The sequence below is a fragment of the Paenibacillus terrae HPL-003 genome (assembly GCF_000235585.1).
GTDB lineage: Bacteria > Bacillota > Bacilli > Paenibacillales > Paenibacillaceae > Paenibacillus > Paenibacillus terrae_B.
This window is the reverse complement of record NC_016641.1, coordinates 2,462,643-2,481,999: the sequence shown is the minus strand read 5'-3', so window position 1 is coordinate 2,481,999 and position 19,357 is coordinate 2,462,643. Positions and strand designations below refer to the sequence as shown.

Below are 19,357 nucleotides of genomic sequence, written 5' to 3'. Positions count from 1 at the left end.
CCTAAGCAACTCAATCTGAATTTGACAAAATGGAATTGGAGGAACAACCCACATGAATACAATGAATTTAACTGTACACACCTTGATGCCTTTTCATCACCAATACCAACGTGCCAACGCAGTGAGTATGCAGAAGAAAGAAGACAGCTCGGAGAAGAAGCTCAGCTTTCAGGACATTTTGAATGAGAAAATGAGTAAAAAATAAAGCAGCCGTTTATCCGGTTGGCATGATCCCGCTTTACATAAGCTAAAAAGCCGTGGCCCCTACATCATCTGTAGAGAACCGCGGCTTTTATTATTCATGCGTTTATAAGTCCATAAGTTTAAGGATTTACTGCCCGGCATCCCGATACTGCTCCGCCTTCTCACGCATCCCGGCGGCTATCGCTTCTTCGGTGTCCAGCCCCTTATCCGCCGCATAGGCGCGAATGTCCTGCGTGATACGCATACTGCAAAACTTGGGACCGCACATCGAACAAAAGTGTGCTTCCTTGGCTCCCTCTGCTGGCAGCGTCTCATCATGGTAGGACAAGGCCCGCTCAGGGTCGAGCGAAAGATTGAACTGATCGCGCCAGCGGAATTCAAAGCGTGCCTTGGACAAAGCATCGTCCCGCTGCTGCGCCCGTGGATGGCCTTTGGCCAAGTCGGCAGCATGTGCCGCAATTTTGTAGGTAATGACTCCTTCACGAACATCATCCTTGTTCGGCAGGCCCAAATGCTCCTTGGGTGTAACATAGCACAGCATGGACGTCCCGAACCAACCGATCATGGCCGCCCCGATAGCCGACGTAATATGATCGTAGCCGGGTGCAATATCCGTCGTGAGTGGGCCCAGTGTATAAAATGGAGCTTCCTTGCAAATTTCCATTTGCAGATCCACATTCTCCTTGATCTTGTGCATCGGGACATGTCCCGGCCCTTCTATCATGACCTGAACATCATGCTTCCAGGCAATTTGCGTTAACTCGCCCAACGTATCCAGCTCAGCAAACTGTGCCTCATCATTCGCATCATAGATACTACCCGGACGCAAACCATCCCCGAGGGAAAAGGCCACATCGTAGGCTTTCATAATTTCGCATATTTCTTCAAAATGCGTGTACAAAAAGTTCTCTTGATGGTGCGCAAGGCACCAGGCCGCCATGATCGACCCTCCACGGGACACAATTCCTGTCATTCTACTTGCCGTCATCGGAATATACCGCAGCAGCACGCCTGCATGAATGGTGAAATAGTCCACGCCCTGCTCCGCCTGCTCAATCAGCGTGTCACGATACAGCTCCCACGTTAGCGCCTCAGCTTCGCCGTTCACCTTTTCAAGCGCCTGATACAGCGGTACAGTCCCAATCGGCACAGGGGAGTTACGGATGATCCACTCACGCGTCGTATGGATGTTACGTCCTGTGGACAGGTCCATGACCGTATCCGAACCCCAGCGTACAGCCCAGGTCATTTTCTCCACTTCCTCTTCGATGGAGGATGTAACCGCAGAATTACCAATGTTCGCATTAATCTTCACGTGAAAATGACGCCCAATCACCATCGGCTCACTTTCCGGGTGATTGATATTTGAAGGCAAGATGGCTCGTCCAGCCGCCAGCTCCTGCCGCACAAACTCAGGCTCCACCCCTTCGCGGATGGCCGCAAATTCCATTTCGGGCGTAATGATCCCTTGCCGCGCATAATGCATTTGCGTGACGCAGTGCCCTCGCCGCGCACGGAGCGGACGGTTGGTGACGCCAGGGAATTCCACCGTCTCCCATTTTGAGCTGGGCTTCAGCCCGTTATCCTCCGGCTTGACGGCACGCCCCTCGTAAGCCTCCACATCGCCCCGTTCCAGTGCCCAAGCTCGCCGTAATGGAGGCAAGCCCTGACGGATATCAACCTGATAGGCTTCGTCGGTCATGGGACCGCTCGTATCGTACACACGTAACGGCTCATGATGCTCCGTGCCCTGTGGCGTATGTGTGGGATGCAGGGCGATTTCGCGTTCCGGCACGGCAATGTCAGGTCGCGAGCCTTGAATATACACCTTGCGGCTCCTCGGAAAGGGCTTAACCCCTCCTGTCTGTTCATCCACAACGTTCCCTACTGTTCTTTCTGCTTCTGTCGGTTTCATTGTCCATTCCTCCCGTTTCGATGAAATGACACACCGATCCGGAACCATACCCAGGCTGGCTGATCTATGCAAAAAAGCCGGTTCCCCAGGGAACCGGCTAATCTAACGAAACAGCTATCCAGCGACTGCACGCGGAAACATACTCCGATGCATTGCCATAGACAGCGTCTACGTATACATTTCAATGGCCGATTACTTCCCTACGCTGGTATGATCCAGATCAGGTGCAAAGGGTCCGGAATCTAGTGCGATTCCATCTCAGCCCGGCATTACAGGCTCCCCCAGTAACTGTGATATAAATTTCATCCTCAGATTACTTCAAATTTGCGTCTTTGGCAACCCTTCCCTGGTCCCTTTTTCCAAAGATTATGGAAGCATAAGCCCCATTTCCTTTGCCGCCTCGATCAAAATCGGTGCAAAATCATGCAGCGTCTCGGGCGCTAGTCGGCTGACCGGACCGGATACAGACAAGGCCGCAGCGACCTGTCCCTTCCGATTCACGATAGGCGCAGCCACAGCAGCAGCGCCCGGCTCTCGTTCCTCATAGCTAGTCGCATAGCCCTTCTCGCGGATATCCTGCAATTGAGCCTTATAGACCTCCGTGTCTACCGAGGGCGGCCATTCATCCCCGGTTAGAAGTGCTTCCAGCTCCTGCGGCGGCATAAAGGCCGCCAATACCTTGCTGGAGGCTCCTACAGCCAGCGGCATGCGCGCACCCACTGGCGCAACGCGACGGATCGCCTGATTGCTCTGCACGGCCTGAATGCGGATACGCATGCCACCATCGCGCAGGTATAAGCTGACCGTTTCGCCCAGACGGTCACGCAATCCTTCCATCGCTGGCTGTAACAGTATCGCCGGCTCGTCGCTTTGCGACAGATGGGTGGACAGCTCCCATATCCGGATGCCGAGCCGATATTTTTCCGTTGCCGCATTCCGAACGACAAAGCCCCGATCCTCCAACGTGGTCAGCAGTCGATGGACGGTACTTTTATGTAAACCAATTTTGGAAGCAATCTCTGTCAGGCCCAGATCGGAATCTCCGGTAAAACACATCAGTATATCAAGCGCACGCTCCACGGCGCGAACGGTTAATTTACGGTCTTCCATTGTGAACCGCTCCTCTTTGTTCCATATTCGTTTCACACCATGAAACATGGTTACATAAATTATATATCGTTTCAGCCGTCTCCGCTATTCATTCATGATCACGAACCGTTATTTTTTGGGTTTTTAGGAGCATTCTCAGAGCGTTTTGAACGTCTATAACCGCTCATAATCGCAGATATTGTGATTTTCAAAGTGATTTTTTGTGACGTTTTTTGAAGGAATTGAGTTGACGAAAATCCTACTGGCAATCACGTTGCTTGAATAAAATCCTTGTGGTAACATAAGAATAAATAAAGGGAACGGCTACCACCGCTCCCCTGTACGATTTACCGCTATAAGAGCGGTCGACAATTGAGGTTTGATCCAGAAATAGACCGGTTCCTCACCAGGGCGGTCTATTTCCGTTTATGGAAAGAAAACATCAGGATCACCAACGTTGCGAATTGAATCATCAACATTAGCGCGTCTTTAACTTCCATGGCATCACCTCCCTTCCGGGAGATTAGCCGACCGCCCTTTATAGCCGTTTTGTCGCACAATCCAGATTATACCATAAACAAGCCCTAGGTAGGTCCGGAGACTTGCTTCTATTTTTCCATTAATTTATTAAATATCTCTCTATCTTTGGAAGTAAAGTCGGTAATCCGTTTCTTTTGCTCGTACGTGTTGGTACTTGAATCCAATTTAATGAAGCTATTTTCACCAACCACGTATACGATATTATCTTCTATTTTATAAGACAGAACGTTATCAATCACTGAATTTGGGGCTTCAATTTGATGAGTGTATAGTATTGGAGGCTCACCCGCTCCTCCCCCCCTGTAAATCTGAAAAGTCCCATCTCCAAAAAACTCTAACGTATCTTTTCCATAAGGGTACTTCCTCATCGTGTCGTCTCCAGAATTTGCTAGAAAAACTATAGTAGTAGTTATAACTAGTAGAGAGATCAAGATGTAAATCTTGTATCTGCGTTTCATCTGCAATTCACACCTCACTTCCAAGCCTTTTTTGTATCAGTTACTGTAACATAAGATGTATACTCATTGAGTGTTCCCCATGATTCCATTAAATTTGTTAGATTGGCCGCAGCCCAACCGAGTTTGTTGTCCCCAGTAAACATTTGTTTAAAATTATATTCAAAATTATATTTATCATAATATATTGTAGTAATTTCCCATTGTCCTTTTAAATATGTTCCATCTATTTTGTACTTCATTTTATGAAAAGCGTTATATAAATCTCTGTCACTTTCAATTGCAATAGACCCATAACTTGAAAAAATTTTAACTTTTTTGTCGTTTGCTTTTTGTACTTCTTTTTCAATTACATACATATTATGTTCTTTAGATTTTTTAATTTGTTGAGCCTCATACGACCACTCGTTAAAGTGTAAATTTCCTGGTTTGTAATCAAGTGAATGCTGAAGTAAATTGGCTGTGATGTCCCCGTACTTCTTTCGAGCTATAGGAACAGCTACTAATGTAAATGCTTTACGATCAGGATAATGTATTACAGTATCTGTTGAATTCTTTATCTTCTCTACGCCTCGCACCCAAGTCTTTTCTAGTTCTACCATCGGATTTTCAAACGGAAAAGTACTATTCCCTGCATACACTAACATATTCTTACTATATGCGCCTTCCAGTACTTTTTGCGAGACATCAGACTGATCCTTTTCTCTTGTTTCCATAGGTTCTAACTGAGGACTGTATTGAATTTTTCCCAATTGATCTTCTTTTTGTTTTAAAACAAGTTCAAACTCAAGGATCTCTTTGCTGGTATCAATCTGTTCTTGATACTCATCTACGTAAGCGTGTGTAAACGTAATATCTCGAATTGTGTTTTCATTTCTAACGATTTGGATATTACATTTGCGATAGTAATCCTCAGTATCAGGTTTATATTCTGTGTTTGCCCATGTATACAGCATGTTGGAATTATCCGCATTGTCTACAACTGAAGGAAGCGAATGAAGCGGAATTTTGCTTCGAATATGTAGCGAATGATTCAAGTTTGGAGACTTAGCTGAAAGGTTTATGGAACTATTATTCTTATAAGTAAAGCCAATGATTTCACCTTTTACAAACTCGATTGGTTCACCACCGGATTTGCGTTCTATTCTTAATGAAATGCTCATTGAAATAATCTCCTCTGTTAATTCAATCTAGTTTTGTAGGAAATATTTGTGAAAAACTAATTTCCAAATATTAATATATACGAAAAATATTAAATAGTAAACATACTTTCAACGTGGTAAAGGACGACAATTGAGTTTCGTAACCTCGGCAAATTATATGAAGAAGCTAAAACGAAATATAATTCAGCCTAACACGGGCCTGTTAGAAACGATAAAAGCCCCGCCGACCAATTAAGGTTAGCAGAGCTTTTACCGTTTCTATTCCGTTTAGAATCCCCCGATTGTATCATGAAGTTGTATCCTCTGCTGGTTATGACTATTCGACTGAACAGGCACAGTAACAATAAACAAAAAACTAGCCGCGATGATTCAAAAGGAGCATTTTTACATTGTCTAACCATACGTTTTAAAAACATCTAAATAGAGGGCATGGAATCTAGCATTGAAAAGTTAGATGACTATTAATAATAAAATAATCTTTCTTTTTGCCCTTCGCTAACTAAACTTTCATACTTTACATAAGAATTAACGTCTGCAAATTGTTTGAACTGCTCAAATAATTTTATGCATCTCATGAAAAAAGATTCTTTGTTATTTACTAATGATTTAGATAAAACGTCTAGCAGGTACTCGAAGCCATAAGGGTAGTTGCCTCTGTTCAAGTAGTATTTAGCAAGTTCATATTTAAAACGTGTTGCTTGCTCTGGTACTACTTGATGAGTGTACATATCAGCAGATGGATTTTGTTGAACAAAAAAATCAATTTTCGTTTTTAACCTCCGAAGCACATCATTTACATCCAACTGATAACGGTTAGCAGCATACATAATGTTCAACAGCTTGGTAACCAATTCTTTGTCAGCCTCATTAGTTGTTGCGGCAATGTATTCAGCATAATCGTTTAGCACACTTATATCTCCGGATAAAAGCTTATATACGTACGTATTACCTTCTGCCCAATTTTGAAACAAGCCAATCCAGTGCTGAGTATCCTCGTCCGTCTCTATGACCCAATCCAAGTCCGCGTAGGCCCATGTATATTGTAGAGCTTGCTGATAATCGCCTCGGGCTTCACAAACACTGGCACACAATAAGTCAGCATAAGCAGTGTATCCAAATAATGGACCCCTTGTCCTCTTTTCATTATCTTGGGGTTTTCGTTTTTCTTGGTGCTGTAAATTGTACTGGATTTCCGCCTTCCCTCTCATTTTTCTAGCCGCTTCCTCGACCTTGTCCCATTTACGCAAAGACCTGTACACGTTAGCCAAATCCTTTAATGCGTCAAGCTGGTCTATTTCATCTAGGCGCTCCACAAAAGCTTCAAATATCGAAGATGCCCAAAGATTTCGGCTGTGATCATCTCCAATCTGAATCGTGAATATACGATATTGACAGACTGCCAAGCGCTCGGAGTGCTGGTACTTCTCCCCTTCTGCTACACTCTCATAGAGCAGTAGTGCGGCAGCATGTTGTCCCTGTGCAAATAATCCTTCTGCAATGTCAAATAGTCTGGGAGAGTACAATAACTTGTCCATGATTGCTCCAACCATTCTTCGGATCGCATCCAACTTGTCCAGTTCCGCACAACGATATAACAACGGCTCAATTCGGCGCATATTTGGGGAACGTTCTATAATGTAATTTTCTATGTATAAATCGTAGAAGTAGCCTTCTGGTAACCCCATAGCCAAAGTGATTCGGTCAAGCTGCTGTACGGAAACAGGCCGATGCTGAGTAATCCAATTACTAAGCGTTCTTTGATGAACCCCCGAATATTCCGCAAATTGACCCAATGTCATGTCATTTTGTTTTAAATAATCCTCAAACTCCGCCGAAATCATAGGTGTATGCTTCAAGTCATAACCACCCTTCACATAAAAATTCCAATTTTTTATATTGTTGAATTCTATTGTTGTCCATAATTTAACAGTTGTCAATAAGTTTTATAAATTATATAGAATAGTCGCGGCTACTGTAAACCAATGTTTTTGTGACAGCCATATTACAGAACGAGAACAAACATCGACAATTCTTTGCATCATTTTTACTTTTCCGGTTCAGACGTTGACTTTGGATAATACGCATCATACGATAATAGGTATCCATACGGACATAAACTATCATTTTCAAGTGGAATTGTACCTAGAATTCTATGAAACGAAGTTCATTTTTATATAAAGGAGGCTCTTACATGATTTCGACATCCCAGCGCAGCTCTCAGCTACAGCATGCTGTCCAGGAGCCGTCCACCCCACTGATCAATCCCCGGCTGCTGCGGTTCAAGCATGTTGTCATTGCCTTGCTGCTGTCAGTCGTATTTTTTCTGTTGTTTTGCTTTATTGCCCTGCATGCCTATATCGCATGGGTACTGACGAATCCAACCGTCGCGCCACTATACTCGAACCCGATGCAGGCCAAAGGCATGCCCTACGAAGAAGTCAGCTTCCCCGCCAAGGACGGTAGCCGGATGGTGCAGGGCTGGTATATCCCGGCAGATCAATCGAAGAAAACGATTATTTTCAGCCACGGTTATGGAGCCAACCGCGAAGAAAGCTGGATTCCGATGTATGATCTGGCGCATTATGCCCACCGTTTGAATTTTAACGTTGTCATGTTCGATTACGGATTCGCATCACAAAATAGCAAAGCCGTCGCAACCGGAGGCAAAGCGGAATCCCAGCAGCTTCTTGGGGCCATCCAGCTTGCAAAGCAACGCGGCTCCTCGGAGATTATCGTATGGGGCTTCTCGATGGGGGCAGGAACCGCTCTTCAGGCGGGCTTGCAAACCAAGGATGTGGACGCCATGATTTTGGACAGCACCTTCCTGCTGGAGCCGGATACGCTGTACCATAACATTCATAATCAAATTGATTTGCCGCGCCATCCGTCTCTGGAAATTCTGGAGCTGCTGTTTCCAGTCTTGAACGGAACCAGCTTGCATCAGATTCCATATCAAGAGGTCAAAGCGGAAAACTATCCGTTCCCGATCATGTTCGTACATGGGACGCAGGATGAAAAGGCTCCTTACCCGATTGCGGAAAAGCTCGCTGCCAATCAAACCAACCCGCTTTCCAGTGTGTGGATTGTCAAAAACGGGCTGCATGAGCTTATTTTCAGAGAGCATCCACGTGAGTATTTGCGGCGGGTATCGACGTTTTTAAGCGGTGTACAAGAGCTGGAGGACAAGAAAACGATCGCTAATGCCAGTAAACCAACGACTACGAAGTAAGGCTTCTATTTTTGAAGCCTTACTCCTTTCAATATGGAGAAGCCCGTCTGTGGACACTTAACCCGTGCCGCAGCGAGGCTTCTTTCTTTGCGTCCAACTAAGTATTCATTGCCCCACATTACATGTCCGCGCCGGATCGGGGGAGTTTGTAGACATATTCCCGATGAGACGGCGAATATACTGGGTACGTATGCATCCGGGTCGGGTTCCTGGACCAGCCCGGATAGCCATAGCGGGATACGGGAGGTAAAAACGATGCTGAGTACTTACGGGTCTTTCCTGCCCTTACGTGTGCTGGAGGAAATCCGGCATTGGAAGCAGCAGGAAAGCTGGCATGTGGAAGTGATTAAGTCCGCTACAGAGGGTCTGGAGCCTGCTTACGTGCGGCTGCTGGATGACTGGAGGACGGTATTCGAACAGACGGAGCGAACCGCTGTAGAGCTGCTTGAAGAGCAGCGCAGTGCCCTCGATCCGGCAGATCAGGCGTGGTATCGTCAATGGAAGCGGACGTCGGCTACTGCACAAGCACAAGCAGGGCAATCGGGGCAGGCTAGGGAATTGGGGTCAGGATCGGCACCAGAAGAGCTACAATCGACTGAGGCAACGGCGGGAGTGACATCAGATTCACAGCCTGTCTCACAAGAGCTGAATCGTCGTCTGGACGAATTGCTGCAAACCGCAAACCGCCAGTCACAGGAGTATGTACGGCAGCTCAGTCTGCTGACCGAGCACAGCCATGCGTTACGACAGCAGCCTAAATCCACCGGAATTGTGCTGCATGCGGCACATGAGAGCCAATATTTCCTAATCTCGACCACCCCCTTTCAGGAGCCTGGCTCCATTGCACGGGCCACTGCGTTGTATCATATGGCGGCAGAGGGTGAGGATTACCCCGAGGATGCGCTGCGAGAGCGGCAGACAGGCGGCACGAGGTGGGAAGGACCATGGGCGAACAAAGACAAAGGCGTCCAGTCAAGCCAGACAGAGCCTTCGGCTATGGAAAAAAACTCACCCGGCCAACCTGTTCCCATAGGGGGACATCGTTTGCCACCGCTCCCATATCCCTATAATGCGCTTGAACCGTACATTGATGAGAAAACGATGCGTATCCACCATGACAAGCATCATCTAAGCTATGTGAATGATCTAAACAAAGCGGAGAAAAAGCTGGAAGAGGCCCGGAAAACGGGTGATTTTGACCTTGTGAAGCATTGGGAACGCGAGCTGGCGTTTAACGGTGCAGGCCATTATCTGCACACTCTTTTTTGGACGATTATGAGTCCACAAGGCGGTGGAACGCCAAGCGGGCCGCTGGCGGAGCAGATCAAAAAAGACTTTGGCAGCTATGAGGCATTCAAGAAGCAATTCAGCTCAGCAGCCGAGAAGGTCGAGGGCGGCGGCTGGGCTATCCTGACGTGGAGTCCACGTGCAGGACGACTTGAAATTTTGCAGGCCGAAAAGCACCAGAACCTGACTCAGTGGGAGTCCATTCCGTTGCTAGCGATAGATGTATGGGAGCATGCCTATTACTTAAAGCATCAGAACGAGCGCAACAAATACATCGAGGACTGGTGGCATGTCGTCAACTGGCCTGAGGTGGAAAAGCGCTACGCCCAAGCCTCGAAGCTGAGATGGCAGCCGTTCTAAGCCGAGGCCACTCCGGCTGACTACAAAATCACCTGTAGTCATGCGCCCCCGGCTTCCCACTACACCTGCGAATCGTATCGCTCTCTGAGCGCTGCCATTTGCTCCGTCAGTCCTTGGGGCTGTACCAGCGAGCCATCGGCGGGCAAAATCGCCGCCCGGCTTTCGACTACACGGCGCAGCGATGCCGTATACGCCTCAACCGATGGTACCCCGGCCAGCTCCGCCAGGCTGCCCATCGTTGCCGGATTCACCTGCGGATAATCCGGTTGCGGTACGCCCGGCGACGCAGCTCCGGCTGCCTCCGCATAGAACCGCTGCACCGCCTGTGCGCGCTCCGCGCCACTGCCCTCAATCATCACAAAAGCCGTGATGATATAGGCCTTGGCCTGTCGCCGCTGCGCAATGCCGCAAAACTTGCGGCCTCGGACGCTGACATCGTAATCGCCGGGACAGAAGGACCCGGCGATTTCCCCGGTCTGCGCCTCGGCGAACCACGGGGCCAGTGCATCGCCGATCAGCCCCGCCATAAGCCGAAAATCTTCATGCAGGCTGATCGCCCGCTGCGGATTCGGCAGGATCAGGGACAGGTTCAATACCCCCCTGTCCAGCATAACGGCCGCTCCGCCCGAGGGACGCACGCATACCGAGGTTCCGGCGTTCCGCACACGCTCCATCGCCTGCGGCGCGTACGGAAGCCTGCGGTCCCGATGGCCGATCACCAACGCAGCCGGGTGCCGCCATAGATGCAAAATAGGCACAGCTCCTTGCCCTACTTGCCGACAGGCCAGTTCCTCCCACGCCAGTGGGGACAAAACATCCGTCTGAGTGGTCACGAGTGGCGCTTCAAACCATTGCAGATCAGGCAAAACCGTTGTTTTGTCTGCTGACATATGTACATTCTCCATACTGTATCCCCTATCTTAAAAATAACTGTTATCCATAGGCTAATGGTAATTTTTAAGGCAGCTATGCTGCTATCTTTTCTTATCATCCTTCTCCAGGCCAGCTACCGTCCACCTATTTTCATGTTAGCAAAAAAGAGTGGCTACGCCTATGCGTAAACCACTCTTTTTTATTCATCGCATCATCGTCACACCTGTTCGGTCAATCCTTGAGCAGCGAGAGGAACTCTGCACGCTGCGCAGCATCATCACGAAACGTTCCGCGTACCGCAGATGTTACCGTTTTGCTGCCAGGCTTTTTGACGCCTCTTGAGCACATGCACAAGTGTTCGCCTTCCACGACCACCATAACCCCGTGAGCGGAGACCGCTTCATTCAAAATATCTGCGATCTGTGCCGTAATGCGCTCCTGAACCTGCAAACGGCGCGTCACAGCCTCAACCAGACGGGCAAGCTTGCTTAGTCCTACAATTTTGCCGCTGGGTACGTAGCCGATATGCACTTTTCCGAAGAAAGGAGCCATATGGTGCTCACACTGGCTGTAATAGACGATGTCCTTCACAATTACAAGCTCCTCGTGATTTTCGTCGAATGTTACACCCAGCGCATCCCGGGGATCAACCTCATAACCTGCAAATATCTCCTCATACATGCGCGCTACGCGTGCCGGTGTTTCCAGCAAGCCTTCACGCTTGGGGTCCTCACCGATCAGTTGTAGAATTTGCTCCACATGGTACTCGATTTTATCCCGGTTATCCGCAGCTTTGCGGTTAATATAATCTTTTACGCCAGCCACAGTAATCCTCCTCTGTGCAACCTCATGCGGCAATACTGCTTATGTTGCTCATTATTTACGACGGCCCTGATTTTTACGCTGACCTGGCTGATTTTTGGAGAACTGCTGGTTCTTCATCATCTGCTGGGCTTTCTGCATTTGCTTCCCATTCAGGTTATAACCCATCTGCTTGGCCATTTTTTGCAGCGTATCAGGATCGTTTTGCATCTTTTCAAGCTGTTTGCGAAGATAATAAGCACCGATGAAAAATCCCCCGACCAAACCAACAATCAGGGTAATGATCGGAATGACAATATTCCACACCACGAAGTCGTCACCTCTGTATATTTATATGAAACCTCTTGAATTATACACGAACTTATCATAGCAAAACATGGGACAGCTAGCAAATCACAATTTGCAAACGTTTGTCCTTATTCCTTCTCCAAATCCAGCAGCTTCATCTTGGTCGGCAGTCCTCCGGCATATCCAACCAAGCTGCCGTTTGCACCTGATACCCGGTGGCATGGAATCAGAATGGGCAACGGATTTTTGTTGTTCGCTCCTCCGACTGCACGTACCGCCTTGGCTCGGCCAATCGACTCTGCGATATCCTTGTAGGACACGCTTTGGCCATACGGAATATTTTGCAGCGCACGCCATACCTGCTCCTGAAAAGGGGTGCCCCTCAAATCATAGACCACAGTGAAATCCCGTCGTTTCCCGGCAAAATATTCACGCAGTTGATCCGCAGCCTCGCGCAGCTTTTCCGGTTCCTGCACATAGACATATTCCCCGATCCATGTACGGGCCCATTGCTGGAGCAGTGCCTCCTTCGCATGAAAAACGCCAAAATCAATCCGGCATAGCCCTCGGTCCGTTGCACACAGCGTCAAGATGCCTATAGGTGTCTCCATTTCATCATAATAAATCGTAGTCGGCCCTTCTGAGACCTTTTGCTGTTCAGCCTGTTCTCGTTCCTCAAGTTTGGAATGCGCCTGCGCGACCATTTCGCGTACTTGCTCATGTTGTTCCTTCTCAGATGCTTGCTTAATCGCTGTCATTGCGTTTTCCCCTCCTATTCGGCCCAAAGCCCATGCCGCCGTGCCCCGAAGCTCAGGACGCGGATCATCCAACAGAACCTCCGTCAGCTTGGGCACGGCGCTAATATCCTTGAAATTGCCGAGCGCAATAACCGCATTGCGCTGAATCGGCTTCTTTCCCCGCCAAGCTGCCGCACTTTGACCAAATCTCTCTTTGAACTCACGATTGCTCAAATCCAGTAACGGCAGCAGCAATGGCTTCACAATTTCGGGATCAGGTGTAAGCTCAGGATGATGATCCCAGTTAAGGCCCCGATTTTTCGGGCATACGATTTGGCAGGTATCACATCCGTACAACCGGTTCCCGATTTTCAGCATAAATTCCTCATCCAGAAAGCCTTTCGTTTGCGTCAAAAAAGACACACACCGCTGGGCATTGAGCTGTCCCGGCCCGACAAGCGCACCCGTAGGGCACGCATCCAAGCATTTGGTACACTCTCCACAACCGTCCGTCACTGGCTCATCCGGCTGAAAAGGGATATTCGTCAAAAGCTCACCGAGATAAATCCATGATCCCAGTGTCGGTGAAATCATCATCGTGTTTTTACCGCTAAAGCCAATACCCGCCCGTTCCGCAACAGCCCGATCTGATAGCTCTCCGGTATCCACCATGTTCTTCATAATCGCGTCGGGAACCCGTTCACCTATAAAAGCCTCGAGCTTTTCCATTGCCTCGCGCAGCACCAAGTGGTAGTCCCTCCCCCAGGCGGAACGCGCTAAAATACCACGGTACTTGCCTTTGTCCGACTTGGGCGGGTCCTTCATTTTGGAAGGATAAGCCACCGCAATGGCAATCAGGGATGCAGGCTGCGAACCGTACAGCTCCGGGTAAATCCGTTTATCAATGTCTGGCTCCTCAAAACCGGATTCATAGCCTTTGGCGCGATGCTCTTCCAATATTGCTTTCAGAGACAGAAAGGGATCGGCGGATGCGAACCCGATGGAGTCGATGCCCAGTCCCGGAGCGGCTTCGATAATCTCCTGCTTGAGCGAGGCCCAAGTCAAAGCGGTTCCGGCAGCCGTTGGTGTCTGTCCGCGTTGCATCCGATACTCACCTCTCTTTCATATCACTTATATGAGGATTTTTGCAAAATCCTCATATCTCAAATTTCAACAGAATAGTTCAGAAGATGCTACCGTAAATTTTTAACAGCGCTGGTCGCCAGAAAATCACAGTGATTATTCAGCTCGTTGTCACTATGACCTTTGACCTTCACATACTCTACCTCATGCTTGCTCATCAGTTCCCACAGCTCTTCCCATAACTCCTTGTTTTCAACTGGCTGATTTTTACTGTTACGCCAGCCGTTACGAAGCCAATTCTTAATCCAGCCCTGTTTGAAGCAGTTCACGACATAGGCGGAGTCACTGTGTACCTTTACATGGCAAGGCTCCCTGAGCAGCTTAAGCGCTTCAATGACGGCCTTGATCTCCATGCGATTGTTTGTTGTCATTTTTTCTGCCCCGGACAACTCCTTGCGATGCTCTCCGTATAGCAAAACGACGCCCCAGCCCCCAGGCCCGGGATTACCCGAACAAGCGCCGTCGGTATATACCATCACTTCTTTCATATTTCTCTTCCTTTCCTGATTGGTAAGCTCCTGCTCCGTCATGGTCCTGACGGCTCGCAAGCGCTCCACATGGATAGACTATGGTTGCTTTACAGCCACTTCCACTCGGATAACGGCCAAAATACAAGCTCCGCACGCCCCAGCAAATCCTGAGATTTAATGCTGCCAAAATATCGGCTGTCCTTGCTGCCCGCGGCGTGTCGGTTATCGCCCATGACAAAAAAGTGCCCCGGCTCCACTGTAAAAGGACCGTAATCACCGTCCTCAATCTCCGAGTCGGTGTAAGGCTCGTTTTGCAGCTCGCCGTTCACATATAGATGATTATGCTCAACCCGGATTACATCCCCGGGAGTACCTATTACTCTTTTCACTAAAAATCTCGGGCTGGACGGCTTGGAGTCGGGATCTTGTAATATCACGATATCCCCCCTGCCCGGATCATGAAAATTGTAAATCAGCTTGTTAACGAACAAATGCTGGCTTTCCATAAGCGTCGGCTGCATGGAATGTCCCCTGACCGTAGACAAATTAAACACGAACAGGTTCAGCAGCAGCAAGACGGTCATCGCAATCAGAAGAGTCACCAACCAATCGCGTATATATCCCCCACGACCTACAGGTTTGGACGTTTCCGGCGAGGGAAGCGGACCTGACGAAGGAGCCAAAGCGTCCATAAAAAACCTCCTCAACCCTGTTATAAATAGAAAAGCATATCCCGTACCCGAATGCAACGGTTACTCAGATATGCTCTAAATGGAAATATTAGCTTTAAAAATATTCGATTCTCTTTATATCCATTGCCAATTAATGAGGAGCCAAAATGCTGAGCTTCTGAAAAGTCTGTAAAATCTGGCTTGCCCCGTAGCCCATCGCTTCATATAAAGGCATGGCCGCGCTGTTATGCTTGTCTCCGGCTACCCAGATGCGGCTAACCTTACGTTGCTGAAAACGCTGCTCCATGGACTCTACAAGCGATTTGCCAATTCCCATCCGACGATGGTCCGGATGAATTGCAATACGATAATAACAACCATGATTCTGATCAATCGTGCCGATTAGAGCGCCAACCAGCTCTTCATCCTCTTCCGCAACGACGATCAAGCCGGAATCCCACGAAAGCTGACGGGCAAAAGCACCCACCGTCTCTTTGTAGCACTCCTCAGACAAGGCAATCTGCATGAGTTCCATTACTGGATTCACATCACTCAATTGAAAGGAACGAACGTGCATAAGTAATATCTCCCTTTTCGTAAGCTTAATAAAACAAATTGAGACAGCGCACCATCATTTTTTACATAAATCCTTAAAGTTCTTAGCACGGTGTTAATCACAAGGCATTATGATAAAAATGCATACGATCTGCTATATATGAATTGAAGAACAGGAAAAGGGTATATTCCCTCAAATTCGTCATATCCGCGGACATGACGAGATATAGCAGACGACAAAAAAGCCGAAATTTCTGCTTCCTTGACCATTAAACCACACTTTTAGATGGAATACATCCCTTTTTCTCATGTAAGCGCTGTATATGAAGCGTTTACATTTTTGAGCTGCATAATTTCCCTCTTATTACCTATACACATGTATTCCAAGCGGGTTTTTGGACATGATAGCTACCAGGTCGTATTGCCCAGTTTGCTATTTTACAAACAAAAATGTTGATAAAATAGCCTGAATGCGGTTTAATATAACTGTAGAGGGTATTATTACATAGGAATACCTTACCCAAACCATATAAATCAGGAGGGATTTTACAATGGCATTTCAATTACCAGAACTTCCTTACGCGAAAGACGCACTGGAGCCGCACATTGATGCGCTGACAGTAGAAATTCACCATGATCGTCACCATAACACATATGTAACAAACCTGAACGCAGCTCTGGAAAGTGCTCCTGAACTGCAAAGCAAAAGCCTGGAGGATCTGATCTCCAATCTGGACAGCGTTCCTGAAAGCATCCGCACTGCGGTTCGCAATAACGGTGGCGGACACCACAACCACAGCCTGTTCTGGGAAGTTATCGGTCCTAACGGCGGCGGACAACCAACGGGTGCCATTGCTGATGCTATCAACAACGAGCTGAGCGGCTATGACAAATTCAAAGAAGACTTCACGAAAGCAGCTACAACACGTTTTGGTAGCGGCTGGGCTTGGCTGGTTGTTGGCAAAGACGGCAAACTGGCAATCACCAGCACTCCTAACCAAGATAGCCCACTGTCCGAAGGTCTGACTCCGGTACTTGGACTGGACGTTTGGGAGCATGCTTACTACCTGAAATATCAAAACAAACGCCCGGATTACATTGCAGCATTCTACAATGTCATCAACTGGGATGAAGTGAACAAACGTTACGCAGCAGCGAAAAAATAAGCTGGTAACAACATCATTACCCTATAATAAAGGCTGTCTCCAAAGTAGAATTTCTACGAGTGAGACAGCCTTTATTTTTTCACATTACTTTTTTTTACATTACATAACCACAACTTGGCGCTGCACACTCATCTGATATTGCTTGGGCGTAATGCCATACTTCTTTTTAAAAAGACCGATAAAGTAGGAAACGCTCTCATAATTCAAATCAAAAGCAACCTCCGTGACGTTTCTGTGCTGAAGCCATTGCTTGGCAAGCTGCATTTTTTGATTGGTAATATAGTCAAGTGGAGTCAGTCCTGTTATTTTCTTAAACTGATTTGTAAAATTCGCATGTGACATGTTGTAGTTATCCGCCAAATCCTTCACATGCCTGATGCCGGGCAATTGTTCCTGAATGTCGCGAATCGCTCGGAACACCGGATGCCGATGGTTCGTAAGCTGATTCTGCTCAAGCACCTGCATCTGTAGCAGATGATAGGCCATTTCCTGAGCGCTCAGATCAATCAGAAAGTTTTTTTTCTCGGCGGGATGTGCCATATATTGCTTGATCCGTTCCATAGACGCGGTAAGCGAATTCGCCTTTTCGTTCAGCTCGCAGCGAACCACCGCATGAGTCGGGGAACTCTCCGGGACCTGAAATTCCTCCTCTACCACGTTTCTTAACCGTTCCATCAACTGATCGCTTAATTCAAAGACCAGTGCCTTGGTTTGTTCTTTGATTTTCATTTCAACGCTAGACTGGGGAGGAAGCAGGATAATCTCCTGAGAGTCGTATTCAAAGTGCTCCGTTTCATTAATTTTGACTTCTTTTCTCCCCTCCAAAATCGTACACAGCTTTGGGCATTCATATGAAGCATATTTCTCGTAATAATTCTCTGGGAGATCATAATACAAAATTCTGATTAGCTTGGTTTCATATCCATATTGAAGTTCGCTATAACGATTAAAGTCGCCTAAAGTCTTGGAATGTTCCATCCGCTTCACCCTTTAAAAAATCACGATATTTTATAATAAAATGTGTTAGTTCCCCCCAATATGGGGCAGTATGATAAGGATATAAGGATGGTAATGAGATCCTTTAACTCCATCATTATACCTCGATTTAACTCAAAATAATAATAAAGGTGGATGCATACGATGACAGGAACTTCGAAATTCATGATGCCAGGTATGAGTCTTATGGGCTCAGGCGCACTGGCGGATGCAGGTACAGAAATCGGAAAATTGGGCTATAAAAATGCATTGATCGTAACCGATAAGCCTTTAGTTGATATTGGTATTGTGAAAAAAGTAACAATCATGTTGGACAGTCTAAACGTAAAATCCGTCGTATACAGCGGCACTCAGCCGAATCCCACAGTCTCAAATGTAAACGAGGGCTTGAAGCTGCTGAGTCAATCCAAATGCGATTTCATTATTTCGCTCGGAGGCGGGTCACCGCATGACTGTGCCAAGGGCATCGCGCTTTTGGCTTCCAATGGCGGACAGATCGGCGACTACGAAGGCGTGGATAAATCCGTGAAGCCTTCCTTCCCTCTGATTGCCATTAACACCACGGCAGGAACAGCTAGCGAAATGACCATGTTTTGTATTATTACGGATGAAGAGCGCCATATCAAAATGGCGATTGTCGACAAGCACACGACACCACTCATTGCCGTCAATGATCCTGATCTGATGATGGCTATGCCCAAGTCATTAACTGCTGCAACAGGGATGGATGCGCTCACTCACTCTATTGAAGCTTATGTTTCCACGAATGCCACACCGATCACAGATGCTTGCGCGCTTAAAGCAATTGAGCTGATTCGCGATAATCTGGTCAAAGCCGTCGATGATGGAAACGATGTGGAAGCCCGTAGCCAAATGGCCTACGCCGAATTCCTCGCAGGGATGGCTTTCAATAACGCCGGATTGGGCTTTGTTCACGCCATGGCACATCAACTAGGTGGCTTCTATAATCTGCCGCACGGGGTCTGTAACGCCATTTTGCTGCCGCATGTAGAGCGCTACAACGCCAAGGCTTCTGCCGAACGGCTCACCGACATTGCCCGTACACTTGGCGAAAAAACGGACGGAGTTACGCCGGAACAAGGTGCCAACCTCGCCCTGCACGCCATTGAAAAGCTGGCTAAACGGGTCAACATCCCTTCCGGGCTGGAAGAACTCGGCGTCAAGCGTAAGGACTTCGCTGTTCTCGCCGCCAACGCACTCAAAGATGCCTGCGGTGTAACCAATCCGATTCAGCCTACACAGCAGGAAGTGATCGACATTTTTGAACAGGCGATGTAGATAAAGGCTATTGCTAAGCAAACGTATATTTAAAATGAGTAGAAATGGGTATTAGCTCATTCCTACTCATTTTTCATGATCTGTACTTACAATCT

At 47.6% G+C, this 19,357-nt stretch carries 19 protein-coding genes and 1 riboswitch; of the genes, 5 read left to right on the top strand and 14 right to left on the bottom strand.

The features are described 5' to 3' along the window. The first annotated feature begins 52 nt into the window (after positions 1-52). The gene (locus tag HPL003_RS29185; protein ID WP_014279788.1) at positions 53-205 is read left to right on the top strand and encodes a hypothetical protein; all 153 of its coding nucleotides are present in this window, start codon (positions 53-55) and stop codon (positions 203-205) included. A 126-nt stretch (positions 206-331) separates the two neighbouring features. Here HPL003_RS29185 and thiC read toward each other — a convergent pair whose 3' ends face one another. From thiC to HPL003_RS11345, 6 genes are all read right to left on the bottom strand, one after another. Continuing rightward, positions 332-2,119: a phosphomethylpyrimidine synthase ThiC gene (thiC, locus tag HPL003_RS11365; RefSeq protein WP_014279787.1), complete on the bottom strand. Its 1,788-nt coding sequence runs from the start codon at positions 2,117-2,119 to the stop codon at positions 332-334. Between the two features lie 180 nt (positions 2,120-2,299). Next, a riboswitch (TPP riboswitch) is annotated at positions 2,300-2,412 on the bottom strand. A 73-nt stretch (positions 2,413-2,485) separates the two neighbouring features. Further along, positions 2,486-3,229, bottom strand: coding sequence for an IclR family transcriptional regulator (locus tag HPL003_RS11360; protein WP_014279786.1), 744 nt, complete (start codon positions 3,227-3,229; stop codon positions 2,486-2,488). 395 nt (positions 3,230-3,624) lie between these two features. After that, entirely contained in the window at positions 3,625-3,708 is an 84-nt protein-coding gene (locus HPL003_RS30475) for a putative holin-like toxin (protein ID WP_420795082.1), read from the bottom strand. 108 nt (positions 3,709-3,816) lie between these two features. Continuing rightward, positions 3,817-4,116, bottom strand: a complete 300-nt coding sequence (locus tag HPL003_RS29400) for a hypothetical protein (RefSeq protein WP_238533469.1) — start codon at positions 4,114-4,116, stop codon at positions 3,817-3,819. Positions 4,117-4,220: 104 nt separating this feature from the next. Continuing rightward, positions 4,221-5,366, bottom strand: a complete 1,146-nt coding sequence (locus tag HPL003_RS11350) for a hypothetical protein (protein WP_014279784.1) — start codon at positions 5,364-5,366, stop codon at positions 4,221-4,223. Positions 5,367-5,827: 461 nt separating this feature from the next. After that, a complete protein-coding gene (locus tag HPL003_RS11345; protein WP_014279783.1) occupies positions 5,828-7,222 on the bottom strand; it encodes a helix-turn-helix domain-containing protein in 1,395 nt (464 codons plus the stop codon). 335 nt (positions 7,223-7,557) lie between these two features. On the opposite strand from HPL003_RS11345, the gene HPL003_RS11340 reads away from it, so the two are divergent. After that, on the top strand, positions 7,558-8,595 hold the full coding sequence (locus tag HPL003_RS11340) for an alpha/beta hydrolase (RefSeq protein ID WP_014279782.1): 1,038 nt from the start codon (positions 7,558-7,560) through the stop codon (positions 8,593-8,595). Between the two features lie 255 nt (positions 8,596-8,850). Further along, complete coding sequence (locus HPL003_RS11335; RefSeq protein ID WP_014279781.1) at positions 8,851-10,242, top strand: Fe-Mn family superoxide dismutase; 1,392 nt, start codon at positions 8,851-8,853, stop codon at positions 10,240-10,242. A 59-nt stretch (positions 10,243-10,301) separates the two neighbouring features. Here the strand turns inward: HPL003_RS11335 and HPL003_RS11330 are convergent, their stop codons facing one another. The 7 genes from HPL003_RS11330 to HPL003_RS11300 form a co-directional block, all read right to left on the bottom strand. Then, the gene (locus HPL003_RS11330; protein ID WP_043922369.1) at positions 10,302-11,147 is read right to left on the bottom strand and encodes a lipoate--protein ligase family protein; all 846 of its coding nucleotides are present in this window, start codon (positions 11,145-11,147) and stop codon (positions 10,302-10,304) included. A gap of 199 nt (positions 11,148-11,346) precedes the next feature. Further along, complete coding sequence (folE, locus tag HPL003_RS11325; protein WP_014279779.1) at positions 11,347-11,940, bottom strand: GTP cyclohydrolase I FolE; 594 nt, start codon at positions 11,938-11,940, stop codon at positions 11,347-11,349. A 51-nt stretch (positions 11,941-11,991) separates the two neighbouring features. Beyond that, complete coding sequence (locus HPL003_RS11320; RefSeq protein WP_014279778.1) at positions 11,992-12,246, bottom strand: YneF family protein; 255 nt, start codon at positions 12,244-12,246, stop codon at positions 11,992-11,994. A gap of 107 nt (positions 12,247-12,353) precedes the next feature. Continuing rightward, the gene (queG, locus tag HPL003_RS11315) at positions 12,354-14,066 is read right to left on the bottom strand and encodes a tRNA epoxyqueuosine(34) reductase QueG (protein WP_014279777.1); all 1,713 of its coding nucleotides are present in this window, start codon (positions 14,064-14,066) and stop codon (positions 12,354-12,356) included. Between the two features lie 89 nt (positions 14,067-14,155). Further along, positions 14,156-14,593, bottom strand: a complete 438-nt coding sequence (gene rnhA / locus HPL003_RS11310; protein WP_043922633.1) for a ribonuclease HI — start codon at positions 14,591-14,593, stop codon at positions 14,156-14,158. An 89-nt stretch (positions 14,594-14,682) separates the two neighbouring features. Then, a complete protein-coding gene (lepB, locus tag HPL003_RS11305) occupies positions 14,683-15,267 on the bottom strand; it encodes a signal peptidase I (RefSeq protein WP_014279775.1) in 585 nt (194 codons plus the stop codon). 130 nt (positions 15,268-15,397) lie between these two features. Then, positions 15,398-15,823: a GNAT family N-acetyltransferase gene (locus HPL003_RS11300; protein ID WP_014279774.1), complete on the bottom strand. Its 426-nt coding sequence runs from the start codon at positions 15,821-15,823 to the stop codon at positions 15,398-15,400. Between the two features lie 529 nt (positions 15,824-16,352). Between HPL003_RS11300 and HPL003_RS11295 the strand changes: the two genes are divergently transcribed. Continuing rightward, positions 16,353-16,967: a superoxide dismutase gene (locus HPL003_RS11295; protein WP_014279773.1), complete on the top strand. Its 615-nt coding sequence runs from the start codon at positions 16,353-16,355 to the stop codon at positions 16,965-16,967. A gap of 99 nt (positions 16,968-17,066) precedes the next feature. On the opposite strand, the gene HPL003_RS11290 is transcribed toward HPL003_RS11295, so the two are convergent. Further along, entirely contained in the window at positions 17,067-17,945 is an 879-nt protein-coding gene (locus HPL003_RS11290) for an AraC family transcriptional regulator (RefSeq protein ID WP_014279772.1), read from the bottom strand. Between the two features lie 162 nt (positions 17,946-18,107). On the opposite strand from HPL003_RS11290, the gene yiaY reads away from it, so the two are divergent. Next, a complete protein-coding gene (yiaY, locus tag HPL003_RS11285) occupies positions 18,108-19,262 on the top strand; it encodes an L-threonine dehydrogenase (RefSeq protein ID WP_014279771.1) in 1,155 nt (384 codons plus the stop codon). Positions 19,263-19,357 lie beyond the last annotated feature (95 nt).

Coding starts and splice junctions, on each gene's coding strand:
- HPL003_RS29185 (WP_014279788.1), top strand. CDS start 53: ATGAATACAATGAATTTAACTGTACACACCTTGATGCCTTTTCATCAC.
- thiC (WP_014279787.1), bottom strand. CDS start 2,119: ATGAAACCGACAGAAGCAGAAAGAACAGTAGGGAACGTTGTGGATGAA.
- HPL003_RS11360 (WP_014279786.1), bottom strand. CDS start 3,229: ATGGAAGACCGTAAATTAACCGTTCGCGCCGTGGAGCGTGCGCTTGAT.
- HPL003_RS30475 (WP_420795082.1), bottom strand. CDS start 3,708: ATGGAAGTTAAAGACGCGCTAATGTTGATGATTCAATTCGCAACGTTG.
- HPL003_RS29400 (WP_238533469.1), bottom strand. CDS start 4,116: ATGAGGAAGTACCCTTATGGAAAAGATACGTTAGAGTTTTTTGGAGAT.
- HPL003_RS11350 (WP_014279784.1), bottom strand. CDS start 5,366: ATGAGCATTTCATTAAGAATAGAACGCAAATCCGGTGGTGAACCAATC.
- HPL003_RS11340 (WP_014279782.1), top strand. CDS start 7,558: ATGATTTCGACATCCCAGCGCAGCTCTCAGCTACAGCATGCTGTCCAG.
- HPL003_RS11335 (WP_014279781.1), top strand. CDS start 8,851: ATGCTGAGTACTTACGGGTCTTTCCTGCCCTTACGTGTGCTGGAGGAA.
- HPL003_RS11330 (WP_043922369.1), bottom strand. CDS start 11,147: ATGGAGAATGTACATATGTCAGCAGACAAAACAACGGTTTTGCCTGAT.
- queG (WP_014279777.1), bottom strand. CDS start 14,066: ATGCAACGCGGACAGACACCAACGGCTGCCGGAACCGCTTTGACTTGG.
- rnhA (WP_043922633.1), bottom strand. CDS start 14,593: ATGAAAGAAGTGATGGTATATACCGACGGCGCTTGTTCGGGTAATCCC.
- lepB (WP_014279775.1), bottom strand. CDS start 15,267: ATGGACGCTTTGGCTCCTTCGTCAGGTCCGCTTCCCTCGCCGGAAACG.
- HPL003_RS11300 (WP_014279774.1), bottom strand. CDS start 15,823: ATGCACGTTCGTTCCTTTCAATTGAGTGATGTGAATCCAGTAATGGAA.
- HPL003_RS11295 (WP_014279773.1), top strand. CDS start 16,353: ATGGCATTTCAATTACCAGAACTTCCTTACGCGAAAGACGCACTGGAG.
- HPL003_RS11290 (WP_014279772.1), bottom strand. CDS start 17,945: ATGGAACATTCCAAGACTTTAGGCGACTTTAATCGTTATAGCGAACTT.
- yiaY (WP_014279771.1), top strand. CDS start 18,108: ATGACAGGAACTTCGAAATTCATGATGCCAGGTATGAGTCTTATGGGC.